Origin of the sequence: Secundilactobacillus paracollinoides DSM 15502 = JCM 11969, assembly GCF_001311135.1 — a bacterium.
Taxonomy (GTDB): Bacteria; Bacillota; Bacilli; order Lactobacillales; family Lactobacillaceae; genus Secundilactobacillus; species Secundilactobacillus paracollinoides.
In genome coordinates this window covers 41,566-53,310 of sequence record NZ_BBAG01000017.1, presented here as the reverse complement: position 1 = coordinate 53,310, position 11,745 = coordinate 41,566, and the positions used below count along the sequence as shown (strand labels likewise).

Sequence of the window (11,745 nt, the reverse complement as noted above, 5' to 3'; positions counted from 1 at the left end):
TTTTGACGATGTTAACGAAGGCGGCCACGTCTTATTCGATGATGGTCTGTTAGACACTGTTGTTGACAAGAAGGACGACGCCGCTAAGGAATTAGTTGTGACTGTTCAAAACGATGGTGTGCTTGGTTCACGTAAGGGTGTTAACGCACCTGGCGTTTCAATCAACTTGCCTGGGATCACTGAAAAGGATGCCGATGACATTCGTTTTGGGTTGGATCACGAAATCAACTTCATCGCTGCTTCATTTGTTCGTAAGCCACAAGATGTTATGGATATTCGCGAACTCTTGGAAGAAAAGCACATGGAACACGTCCAAATCTTCCCTAAGATCGAATCACAAGAAGGTATCGACAACTTTGACGATATCATCAAGGTTTCTGATGGGGTGATGGTCGCTCGTGGTGACATGGGTGTTGAAATCCCAGCTGAAAACGTGCCTTTGGTACAAAAGAGCTTGATCCGCAAATGCAACATCTTGGGTAAGCCAGTAATCACTGCTACTCAAATGTTGGACTCAATGCAAGAAAACCCACGTCCTACTCGTGCCGAAGCTTCTGACGTTGCTAACGCTGTCTTTGACGGTACTGACGCAACCATGCTTTCTGGTGAATCAGCTAACGGTGAATACCCAGTAGAATCCGTTGCTACGATGAACCGGATCGACATCAAAGCTGAAAACGCATTGAAGGACTTCGGGACTGACAACATGGACTTCCAGAACGGCGACGTTACTGAATCCATTGGTGCTTCAGTTGCCCGTGTTGCTAAGACCTTGGGCGTTAAGACCATCGTTGCTGCAACTGAATCAGGTTACACTGCACGGATGATCAGCAAGTACCGTCCAGACGCAGACATCTTGGCCATCACTTTTGATGACCGGACTCGTCGCGGTTTGATGGTTAACTTTGGTGTTTACCCAATCGTTGCTGAAAAGCCAGCTAACACTGATGAAATGTTTGACTTGGCTGCTGCTAAAGCCGTTGAAACTGGCTTAGCTAAGGAAGGCGACTTGATCTTGATCACTGCCGGTGTTCCCGTTGGCGAACGCGGTACAACTAACCTGATGAAGGTTCAATTGATCGGTTCAAAGTTGGTTCGCGGCCAAGGTGTCGGCGATGACACTGTTATTGGTAAGGCCGTTGTTGCAACGTCAGCTGACGAAGCTAACAGCAAGACTACTGAAGGCAGCGTTTTGGTTACTAAGAACACTGACAAGGACTACTTGCCAGCTATCGAAAAGGCCAGCGCAATCATCGTTGAAAACGGCGGTTTGACTTCACACGCAGCTGTAGTTGGTATCTCAATGGGGATCCCAGTTATCGTTGGTGCTGAATCAGCTACTGACAAGATCTCTGATGGCGAATTGATCACTGTTGACTCACGTCGCGGTGTCGTTTACCACGGTGCCTCAAACGCACTTTAAGATCTTTAATCTTAAACAATAAAGGAGCAAGTCCATTGTGGGCTTGCTCCTTTATTGTGCTATGAAGCTGAATAAGGGGTGGCTGGGGAATTCCGTTGCATTGCGCGATTTGGCACTCCGCTGTGGTGGCTCGCGAATGAGCTAACTCAATTTCCGCTGCGCGGCTCTTGAGTGGATCTCATGCGTCTCGCATATCACTAGGTGGCCGAAACCCGCGCCCACCAAGTGATATCGACACCACAACTCCGTGCCAAATCGCTCCATTCCACTGACTTTTGGGCCGCTTTTTACAATTACCTTAGCAGCAAAAATAGAGTTAAACCAAGTCTGCGGAGAATCCGCCCTTGACTGCGACCAATTCCACTGATAGCTAAACTTGTTACATCTTTTAGGTTCGTGCAACGCACGATTAACACATCTCGTAGTGTCACTATGAAATGGCAGTCAGAGTAGACGATTTCCACAATATCAGCGTAGTGGAGCCGGTCGGCATTGCAGGCAGTAGTGTCGGTGTTTGTTGGCGAAGGTTCTTTCATCGCCTACAAACACGGGAGACGGAGGAGATCCTTGAATTTCTGCCAAGACATTCACTAGCTCCCCAGAGCGACCCACTACAGCCTGCAGGGCCGACCGGCGTAACGGAGCGCGCTACAATAAGTTATTAAAAAAGCACAATCACTCAGTTAAAACCTGATTTTTCTTCATTGGTAACGGTTACCCAGTGAAAATGCGTCGCCTTTTGGGGTAAACTTGTGTAGAATGGAAGTACTTATGAAATGAACGGAGATACCAACATGGAGAATGAATTAAGCAGTTTGCTTGGACGCATAATTGGCGGCGAGGTCACTGATGAAAATGATAAGCAGTATTTTGTGTCGATCGACGGGCGGGCGTTTCGGCTGGATAAGCGCGAAATCAATAAACCATTGAAGATCGGCAGTCACTTTAAGGGCTACGCCTACGAAAATGAAAACCATAAGCTGCAGATCACGCGGGACGCGCCAAAGATTCAGGTCGACCACTACGGTTTCGGTGAAGTGGTAAAGGGCCAGCACGGGTTAGGCGTGTTTGTGAACATTGGCCTGCCCAATAAGGACATCGTTGTTTCCCTCGATGACCTCCCTGAAATGCCATCACTGTGGCCACAAAAGGGTGACCGGCTGTTTATGGCCATTAAGACGGACAAAAAGGGCCGCATGTGGGGCGATCTGGCAGACGAAAATCTGTATCGTGCCATTGCCCAACCTGCTAAAAAAGGCCTGAATAACAAGGATGTGCACGCCACTGCGTACCGGTTGAAGTTAGCCGGGACAATGGTGATGACCGACGACTATAATTTAGGCTTCATTAACCCGCCTGAGCGGGACCAAGAACCGCGATTGGGCCAACAGTTGGATGCCCGAGTGATCGGCACCTATCCTGATGGGACCTTAAAACTATCATTGCGGCCGCGCGCATACGAAGCGATCGATGATGATTCAAAGATGGTCCTGGCAACGTTGCAACATGCACCGGAAGGTAAAATTGCGTTTACGGATAAGAGCGACCCAGACGATATCAAGGCGTACTTTGGCATCAGCAAGGGTCAATTTAAGCGGCTGTCGGTCATTTGATGAAGGCCCGGTTAGCGATTCAACATGACGGCTACCTGTGGCTTGAAAAGACTGAGGACACCACTGACAACGACTAACAAGGACTGATGCAACATGGATGACGTTATTGCGGATTATCTGCACTATCTTCAAATTGAACGGGGGCTGACTGCGAACACGATCAGCAGTTATCACCAGGATCTGAAGTCGTTTTCCGCTTACCTGAACGACCAGCACTTAACGCTAAGCCAGGTCGAGCAACTGACGATCCTCAATTACCTGAATACCTTAAGGGAAGCGGGGAAATCACGACGCACCGTGACCCGGGCAGTATCGACGCTCCGACGCTTCTTTCAATATCTCGTGCAAAATGACCAGTTGCCGGCCGACCCGATGGCGGAGATCAAAGCGCCAAAACAGGGGCAGCACTTACCGCAAGTGCTCACAGTCGAAGAGGTCGATGCCTTATTGGCCGCACCGGATACCAGTAATAAGTACGGCATTCGGGACCGGGCAATTTTGGAAGTGATGTACGCCACTGGCCTGCGGGTCAGCGAACTGGTGCATTTGAAATTAGCGGATCTCCATCTGGACATGGGGTTGATTCAAACATTGGGTAAGGGCAATAAGGAACGGATCATTCCCATCGGCGACGTGGCGATTCAGTGGTTGGACACCTATTTGGAAAAGAGTCGACCGGTATTGCTGAAACAACGCCAGTCGCCCTACGTTTTTTTAAATGCGCACGGCAACGGGTTGAGCCGCCAGAGCATTTGGCAAAAGATTCAGCAGTACGTCAGTCTGGCGGGTATCCGCAAACATGTGACACCGCATACCCTGCGGCATTCATTTGCGACGCATATCCTTGAAAACGGCGCTGATCTGCGGATCGTTCAGGAACTGCTGGGACACTCGGATATTTCGACGACTCAAATCTACACGCACATTACCAGGAAACGGTTGACTGAAGTGTATAAGAAGGCGCATCCACGCGCCTAGGCAAACAAGACAGGAGGAAACAGCATGTTACTCAAATACCGCAGTGATTATGAAAAAGTCGCCATGGGACTCCTGTCCTTTGTGCCCACACTCAAACAAATTGATCGGTTGCAGGCTGAACTGCAGTGGTATCAAGAAGGCGAGCACCGTCAACTGTTACTGTGGCGCGATGCAAATCAGGATTTCTCTGGCATTTTAGGCATTGAAGAACGGGACGACTTTGTGATCGTGAGATTGATCGCATTGACGCCTTCAAACAGAAACACGGGCCAGATCAACGGGATCCTCGATGAATTATCAGATATGTATCCGGATTCCAGAATCATGGGCACCTTGAACACCACCAAGTACATCGCAGAATGGGAGCAGACACATGGATAATCAACCGGTCATTCACATTCAAAATTTTGAGGGCCCGTTGGATCTGTTGCTGCACCTGATCAAATCGGCGTCAATTGACATTTACGATATTCCGATCGTCGAGATCACCGACCAGTACATGACGGCCCTGCGCCAGATGGAAGACCATCAGCTTGACGTGGCGGGCGACTATTTTGTGATGGCCGCAACCCTGATGAAAATGAAGGCGAAGTTATTACTGCCACAACAGGCAGAGGACGATGCTGAAGACGATGAGCCTCTTTGGAAGAGATGCAGGCCGCCCTGGTCGAACAGTTGGTGACTTATCAGCGATATAAAGAAGCCACAAAATGGTTTAAACAACGCCAGCACGACCAACAGCGGTTTTACACGCGTCCCGAAGCCGATGTGCCGGCCAATGTTCGACTGGGTAAATTAAAACCCGGCATCACGTTTGACCAGGTGCAGCAAGCCCTGATTGATCTGATGGATAAACAGCGCGAGCCGGCCATGCCACTGAGAATGATCGACGGCGAGCGGTACACGGTCAAAGCGCAGATGTCAAAGATCCGGTTTCGTCTGCAGAAGACGAAGGTGGCAATCTCGTTTAAACAATTCTTTGACCCGAAACCGAATCGGGATGAAGTGGTGACCACTTTTTTGGCCCTATTAGAAATGACGAAACAACATGAGGTGACCCTCGACCAGCCCAGTCGGGTGCTCCCAATTACCGTTAAAAAAGCAAAGCTGGGTGATGCAAAATGACAAAATTAGAAGAAATTGAAGGACTGCTGTTCGTCAGCGGCGACGAAGGTTTAACTGTTAAGGAATTGGCCGGTCTGACTGGGTTAATGGTTCCAGCGGTGAATCAGCTGCTGGGTAAACTCAACCAAAAATACACAGACGATCCCGATAGCGCACTGGTCATCCTTGAAAATAACGACACGGTGCGGTTTGGCACCAAGGGTGAGCTGGCACCGATCGTGAGCACCTATTTTGAAGCCCCGAACTCAACGGGCCTTACGCAGGCATCACTGGAAGTGCTGGCCATTATCGCGTACCAGCAGCCGATCACCAGAATCGAGATCGATGAAGTGCGCGGGGTGCAGAGTTCTGGCACATTAAATAAGTTATTATTACGGCAGCTCGTCACTGAAAATGGTCGCAAAAAGGGTCCTGGGCGGCCTAAGTTATACGGCACAACGCAGTATTTCTTGGACTACTTTGGTTTAAAACAGTTATCGGACATGCCGCCGTTACCAGAGGCGCAAGACGATAAGCCGGCTGAAGACAATCTGTTTATGAAACAATTCAACGATCAGTTTAACGTGGAGGATAATGAAACCAATGGATAGATTACAAAAGGTATTAGCGCACGCCGGCGTGGCGTCGCGGCGAGGCTCTGAGACGCTGATCACCAGTGGCCGAGTGAAGGTCAATGGTGAAGTGGTCAAGGAACTTGGACGAAGGTTGCCAAGCACGACCACATCGAAGTGGATGGCGAACCCGTTGAAATTGAAATGCCGGTGTACCTGCTGCTGTATAAGCCACGTCAGGTGGTCTCGACCGTGCACGATGATAAGAAGCGTAAAACGGTGATCGATCTGCTGGACAGTAAGATCTCCGAACGGGTCTATCCAGTTGGCCGGCTTGATTATGATACGACGGGGCTCTTGCTGCTGACAAACGATGGGACACTCGCAAATGAGCTGACCCACCCGAAGTATGAAGTGGATAAGAAATACGTCGCTAAGGTGCAGGGCATTCCAACCAACGATGAACTTAAACAGCTCCGCAAGGGTGTTAAGATCGACGGTCGGATGACCGCCCCCGCCAAGTCCAAGCTCATGTCCAGTGACGACAAGAAAAAGACGGCCATCGTTGCGCTGACGATTCACGAAGGCCAAAACCACCAGGTTAAGAAAATGTTTCAGGCAGTTGGCCACTCCGTGATGAAACTGAAGCGTGAAACGTACGCCTTTTTGGACCTGCAGGGATTGCAGCCCGGCGACTACCGGCATTTGACGCCGGAAGAGGTTAAGGAACTCAAGAAACTGATTGCCAAGCGCCAGAAACGATAAAATCCTTGCATTTGTGACAATCAGCACTTATACTGAGCTTAAGAATTAAATAAACTTGGTTCATCTTCAGGGCAGGGTGTAATTCCCGACCGGTGGTTAAAGTCCGCGACCTACCGTTATGGTAGTTGATTCGGTGAAATTCCGAAACCGACAGTTAAAGTCTGGTATATAGAAGATTGGGCTCGCATGAATTTAAATGTGAAACCGAATCGTTCTTCTCCCTGAGAAGTGTGGTTCGTTTTTTTATTTGTTGCTGCGGGTCCTTGAATTGTGAAGGTGACCATCCAGGAGGAATTTGTGATGGAACACAGTGCAACGTTTAGTATTCGCCAGGTCGTTATTATGTCATTATTTGCGGGAATTTCATTTTTACTGATGTTTATTTCATTCCCGATACTGCCATTCGTGTCGTACCTGAAAGTCGACTTTTCTGATATTCCAATCTTACTTGGGATGATCATGTTTGGCCCGGCTGGTGGGATTTTGATTGCCGCAATTAAGAGTCTGCTGTACTGGTTACTGACCGGGGTGGACGTGGCTAACTTGATTGGGATCGTGGCCTCATTCATCTCATCAATGAGTTTACTGTTACCGATTGCGGCTGCCTTAAAGCACACTCAGGGTAAGAAACTCTGGACCCGGTTGATCTTAAGCATTGTCGCAAGTACGATCAGTTTAAGCATCGTGATGGGCTTGTTGAACTACTTCATTTTGACACCGCTCTACATCTCCGTTCTGGGGATGAAGATCACGATGCCACTTGCAAAGCTGGTATTGTATGGGGTTGTCCCATTTAATCTGATCAAGGGTGTGATCGTCGGCCTGGTCTTCGCAATAGTGGTCGACCGGATGAAGCATTTCTTGAGCCAGCATTCGACGTTGATCTCTGAATAAGGGCGCGTTCATTAAAGATATCTTGAAAACTGTCTAGAGGGCTAGACAGTTTTTTTGTGGGGTGAGAAAATATAGAGCGTGAAGGAAAACGGGAACGACCAGAACCTAAGCACCAAGGACAGAAAAGTCCGGGTCTGACTTTTTTGTCCTTGGTGCTTAGGTGGCCGGTCGTTGTTTTCCGAAACGCGTTTCGGCACAGTCGCCAAGAAAGACAACAGAAATGCCTGGTTTTGGCATTTTTGCCAGCGTTGCTTAGGCAGGAGCCCTCAGTTTTCCGAAACGCGTTTCGGCTAGAGGAAAGAGACCCACAAACCGAAAAATTATAGAGGTAAAACACCTCTTCAAACAAACAACACAGCTAATCTATATAACGATGAAGCCGTTACAGAACAATTAACAACTAATCTCACCTAAAAATTACATAAATAAAAACACAACAATTCACGTAGTTACCTATAAACCAAAAAATACATCCAGAAAGGAGTCACCCATGAACGCAACCCAACTCATCCAGTACCTATCCCCAACTAGCCCCCGCCGTATCAGGGTCATTGAAAATCTGCTGATCGGCAAACGCTCGGTTTCAACGCTATACTGGGGCATGCGATACGACCTGTTGAATTGGCTTGGCTACCAAAAACATCTGACGCGTGAAGAGATGGAAACAGCGGTGGCGGATACGGCTGATCAGGGGTTGATCACGGTCAACGACCTCCAGGCAGCATTAACACCGGCTGGAATCGCCCAGCAGACGGCTGACCAATCGGTACACTATCAGCCTCAGGCACTCGATATTCGGCTGAGTGTTGATATCCCTCAGTTTTGGCAACGCCTTTTACTCGCGGTGCAGGTGGTTTCTGAGTATAGTTACCATAACCGACAGTATTATCCATTGCGCGCAGACTACCGAAATCAGCGGGTTGTGAAGCAGTGGTTTAGTGCGCATAAGGCCGACGTTACCACAACGCTGCCAGAAGCGCTGACGTTATTTTTACAAACCCAACCGACCACCGTTGCCGATTTATTTGGCCAATTGCTGATGGGCCATGACACTCCCAGGTATACTTTGCGACAATTGACTGAAGCGGGAACAATGACCGTGGCGGAGGCGCAACTCATGGAGACAGACGCGATTTGTCAATTCGCAAAACAATTGATGCAAGCGCCTAACCACGTTTTACGGCCGTTACTGGCGGGGCTGCAGCAGTCACCAGTCAGCGACAGTGCGCTGGCAACGCTGAACGCGTTTCAGCAGGGTCAGTCGTTTGACCAGATCAGTCAACGGCGGCGGTTAAAACCCAGTACGGTGCGCGAACACTTGCTTGAAGCGGCAATCTTTTTACCGGTGACAGCGATTCCTTACGACCAGCTGTTACCGACTGAGATACAGGACGTTTTTCGCACCCGGCTGAATGGTCCAATCGATGACTGGCAGTACGAAACCGTCCGCGACGATGCGATAGAATTTTGGCAGTTTCGGCTGTACGCCATTTTAAGGAGTAAACAGACATGATCACTGAAGCCACGTTTTACCAGCAATTAAATGAGCAATACGGCTTCGATAGTTTTCGGCCGGGGCAGTTAGAAACGTTAACGGCGCTCGCAGCTGGCCAGCACGTGTTATCGATCATGCCGACCGGCGCGGGAAAATCCCTGATCTACGAGCTTTACGGTCGGGTGACACAGCAGCTAGTCGTCGTGGTGTCGCCGCTCATTGCACTGATGCAAGATCAGGTTGCCACGATGAACTACCACGGCGAAAAACGGGTGACGGCGCTGACATCAATGATGCCCTATAGTGAAAAGGTGTGGACCCTGGCACATTTAGACAATTATCGGTACCTGTTTGTGTCACCGGAAATGCTGACGCAAGAGAAGGTCATGGCGCGCTTGAGTCAGCTGAAAATCGGTTTGTTTGTGGTTGATGAGGCGCACTGCATTTCGACGTGGGGACCCGATTTTCGACCGGAATACCTGTTACTGGGGCGGACCCGTGAACAGTTGGGCGCACCCTTAACGCTGATGCTGACGGCGACGGCCACACCGCGAGTGCGTGAAGATATTAAACGACGGATGCGGTTGCCGGCAGCGAGTGAGATCACGCAACCCATTGACCGGCCGAACATCTATTTGCAGGTGGAAACCGTTGCTGACACTTCTGAAAAACAGCAACGCTTGGTTGCGCTGGTGAGTCAGTTAGCGAAGCCTGGTGTCGTTTATTTTTCCAGCAAGAAACTAGCCAATGAGATGGCAACGCTGATCAATGACCAAACGGCTTGTCGGGCGGCGGCGTACCACGCTGACCTGGCGGATGAGAGCCGCTTTAAGATCCAGCAGCAGTTCATGGCCAATCAGATCCAGGTGGTTTGTGCAACGAGTGCCTTTGGGATGGGCATCGACAAAAACGATGTTCGGTTCGTGATCCACTACCATTTACCGGTGGATATTGAAAATTACTGGCAGGAAGTCGGTCGCGCTGGCCGGGATGGTCAGCAGGCCATCGCTGTGTTACTGTATCAGCCAGGTGATGAGCAGATCGCAGACTTTTTGAGTCAGGTGGGGATTCCATCTGATGATGAGATCCACTTCTATTTTCAACAGGCAAAATTACCGGAATATGATACGGATCCGAAAGCGAACCTTGTGTGGTTCTATAAGCAACACGGGATGACGGAAGCACAGGTTCGGGAGCTGTTTACCAAGCGCCTGGCGCAACGCAACGGTGCGCTGCAGCAAATGGTGCGGTATGTGCGGACGGATAATTGTAAACGACGGTTCATTACCGGTTACTTTGGGCAGGCTCACATGACGCAGCCAGAAGCCTGTTGCGTGAGCGACACCCCAACGACGATTGCTGACCTTGGTCTGGAGACAACAGAACAATCACCGGTAAGGTCGGGATTACCCGACTGGCAGACTGTTTTGAATCAGCTATTTTTACGGAAAAAATAACCAAAATGATTTAGGGGTATGGTACAATTTGTAAGAACCTTTCTGAGGAGGGAATTTAATGGGTCAAAATAACGATGAACATTCAACCGAAAATAAATCTGAATCTAAGCCTTGGGATCAATCCTTTGCGGATGACCGGGATGATTCAGGGAACCTCTCGCGAACTAAGCGACACCGTCAAAACAATAACAACCGTTTGATCACGATCATTCTCGTTGCCATTATTATCATCATCGCCGTGGGATCATTGATCTACGGTTTAGCACGACAGAGTGCGATGAACAAACCGGCTTCTTCAGATACTGAAACGAGTCTGACAAGCCAAAAATCAACCAAGTCGAGTCACGCTTCTTCTAAGAAGGCGTCTAGTGACAAGACTAAGACCGCTTCGAAAAAGGCTTCTTCTAAGGCGAAAGCCAGTTCGAAGAAGACGTATTCCACCACGGCTGCTGATACGGGTAGTACCGAGCAAGCAGCCTCGTCATCCACGACCAGCTATGCGGCGTCCTCAAGCACGGCTAGCGCCACGACCAGTTCCAGTACGGCTTCTTCAACAAAGAGCACCAGCGGCAAGTCATACGCCACTGTTGGCTCTGGTCAGGGGATGTATCGGGTAGCTGTCAATAACGGAATCTCCGTTCAAAAGTTAGAGGAACTAAATGGTCTGTCGGCAAATTCCACTTTGACGCCAGGCCAAAAATTGCGTGTTAAATAAATTTTTTATGTAGGTGAGAATAGATAATGGGTAGTAAAGGGATACAAGTTGCGATCGACGGGCCGGCCTCCGCTGGTAAGAGTACGGTTGCTAAAAAAATCGCCAACCGGTTTCAATACATTTATTGTGATACTGGGGCCATGTACCGCACCGTGACGTTAAAGGCAATGCAACAGGGGGTCGCACTGGATGACCCGGAGGCATTGGCTGAGATGCTGAAGCACACGGCCATTACGTTTAAGCCGGGAGATCCCGAACAATTAGTCTTCCTTGACGGCAATGACGTGACCGCCGCCATTCGTCAGGAGGACGTGACCAACAACGTTTCCACGACGCAGCTCAGGGTACCGTTCGGGCAGACCTGACGAATCGGCAACGTGAAATTGCGGATGCGGGCGGCATTGTCATGGATGGACGCGACATTGGGACGACGGTCTTACCGGATGCCCAGGTGAAGATCTTTTTAGTTGCCAGTGTTGAAGAACGCGCCCAACGCCGGTTTAAGGATAATGCAGAAAAGGGGATCCGTACCCCGATCGATGTGTTACGCCACGAAATTGAAGTGCGGGACCACAAAGATTCCACGCGGGCAATCTCGCCGCTGACACAGGCTGCGGATGCCGTTAAACTTGATACAACGTCATTGTCAATTGATGATGTTGTTGATAAGATCAGTGCTATAATTGACCAAAATACAGAGAAATCGAATTAATCGCGTCAACCTACTGG

At 49.5% G+C, this 11,745-nt stretch carries 10 protein-coding genes, 3 pseudogenes and 1 riboswitch; all 13 genes and pseudogenes read left to right on the top strand.

Translation table 11 applies throughout. The features are described 5' to 3' along the window. A partial coding sequence (pyk, locus tag JCM11969_RS07545) for a pyruvate kinase (RefSeq protein ID WP_054710036.1) occupies positions 1-1,423 on the top strand: 1,423 nt, incomplete at its 5' end. A 776-nt stretch (positions 1,424-2,199) separates the two neighbouring features. After that, positions 2,200-3,113: pseudogene (locus tag JCM11969_RS07540) on the top strand (CvfB family protein). Positions 3,114-3,129: 16 nt separating this feature from the next. Beyond that, complete coding sequence (gene xerD / locus JCM11969_RS07535; protein WP_054710034.1) at positions 3,130-4,014, top strand: site-specific tyrosine recombinase XerD; 885 nt, start codon at positions 3,130-3,132, stop codon at positions 4,012-4,014. 24 nt (positions 4,015-4,038) lie between these two features. Beyond that, the gene (locus JCM11969_RS07530; RefSeq protein WP_054710027.1) at positions 4,039-4,395 is read left to right on the top strand and encodes a hypothetical protein; all 357 of its coding nucleotides are present in this window, start codon (positions 4,039-4,041) and stop codon (positions 4,393-4,395) included. Next, a complete protein-coding gene (locus JCM11969_RS19795; protein ID WP_054710024.1) occupies positions 4,388-4,696 on the top strand; it encodes a segregation and condensation protein A in 309 nt (102 codons plus the stop codon). Before JCM11969_RS07530 ends, JCM11969_RS19795 begins: the two co-directional genes overlap by 8 nt. Beyond that, positions 4,666-5,139 (top strand): segregation and condensation protein A, encoded by a 474-nt coding sequence (locus JCM11969_RS19790; RefSeq protein ID WP_054710021.1) that lies wholly within the window; start codon positions 4,666-4,668, stop codon positions 5,137-5,139. The genes JCM11969_RS19795 and JCM11969_RS19790 overlap by 31 nt, the downstream gene beginning before the upstream one ends. Beyond that, positions 5,136-5,729, top strand: coding sequence for an SMC-Scp complex subunit ScpB (gene scpB / locus JCM11969_RS07515; RefSeq protein ID WP_054710017.1), 594 nt, complete (start codon positions 5,136-5,138; stop codon positions 5,727-5,729). Before JCM11969_RS19790 ends, scpB begins: the two co-directional genes overlap by 4 nt. Next, positions 5,722-6,455, top strand: a pseudogene (locus tag JCM11969_RS07510) (pseudouridine synthase). Before scpB ends, JCM11969_RS07510 begins: the two are co-directional and overlap by 8 nt. A gap of 58 nt (positions 6,456-6,513) precedes the next feature. Further along, positions 6,514-6,636: riboswitch (FMN riboswitch) on the top strand. Positions 6,637-6,755: 119 nt separating this feature from the next. Beyond that, positions 6,756-7,349 carry an ECF transporter S component gene (locus JCM11969_RS07505; RefSeq protein WP_054710014.1) on the top strand — a complete coding sequence of 198 codons (594 nt, stop codon included), beginning with the start codon at positions 6,756-6,758 and terminating at the stop codon, positions 7,347-7,349. A 490-nt stretch (positions 7,350-7,839) separates the two neighbouring features. Further along, the gene (locus JCM11969_RS07500) at positions 7,840-8,862 is read left to right on the top strand and encodes a helix-turn-helix domain-containing protein (protein ID WP_054710012.1); all 1,023 of its coding nucleotides are present in this window, start codon (positions 7,840-7,842) and stop codon (positions 8,860-8,862) included. Then, complete coding sequence (locus tag JCM11969_RS07495) at positions 8,859-10,301, top strand: RecQ family ATP-dependent DNA helicase (protein WP_054710009.1); 1,443 nt, start codon at positions 8,859-8,861, stop codon at positions 10,299-10,301. Before JCM11969_RS07500 ends, JCM11969_RS07495 begins: the two co-directional genes overlap by 4 nt. 58 nt (positions 10,302-10,359) lie before the next feature. After that, positions 10,360-11,016 (top strand): LysM peptidoglycan-binding domain-containing protein, encoded by a 657-nt coding sequence (locus JCM11969_RS07490; RefSeq protein WP_054710006.1) that lies wholly within the window; start codon positions 10,360-10,362, stop codon positions 11,014-11,016. A 26-nt stretch (positions 11,017-11,042) separates the two neighbouring features. Continuing rightward, positions 11,043-11,728 (top strand): annotated as a pseudogene (gene cmk / locus JCM11969_RS07485) ((d)CMP kinase). Positions 11,729-11,745 lie beyond the last annotated feature (17 nt).

Excerpts from the sequence above, each read along its gene's own strand:
- xerD (WP_054710034.1), top strand. The coding sequence starts at position 3,130 with ATGGATGACGTTATTGCGGATTATCTGCACTATCTTCAAATTGAACGG.
- JCM11969_RS07530 (WP_054710027.1), top strand. The coding sequence starts at position 4,039 with ATGTTACTCAAATACCGCAGTGATTATGAAAAAGTCGCCATGGGACTC.
- JCM11969_RS19795 (WP_054710024.1), top strand. The coding sequence starts at position 4,388 with ATGGATAATCAACCGGTCATTCACATTCAAAATTTTGAGGGCCCGTTG.
- JCM11969_RS19790 (WP_054710021.1), top strand. The coding sequence starts at position 4,666 with ATGCAGGCCGCCCTGGTCGAACAGTTGGTGACTTATCAGCGATATAAA.
- scpB (WP_054710017.1), top strand. The coding sequence starts at position 5,136 with ATGACAAAATTAGAAGAAATTGAAGGACTGCTGTTCGTCAGCGGCGAC.
- JCM11969_RS07505 (WP_054710014.1), top strand. The coding sequence starts at position 6,756 with ATGGAACACAGTGCAACGTTTAGTATTCGCCAGGTCGTTATTATGTCA.
- JCM11969_RS07500 (WP_054710012.1), top strand. The coding sequence starts at position 7,840 with ATGAACGCAACCCAACTCATCCAGTACCTATCCCCAACTAGCCCCCGC.
- JCM11969_RS07495 (WP_054710009.1), top strand. The coding sequence starts at position 8,859 with ATGATCACTGAAGCCACGTTTTACCAGCAATTAAATGAGCAATACGGC.
- JCM11969_RS07490 (WP_054710006.1), top strand. The coding sequence starts at position 10,360 with ATGGGTCAAAATAACGATGAACATTCAACCGAAAATAAATCTGAATCT.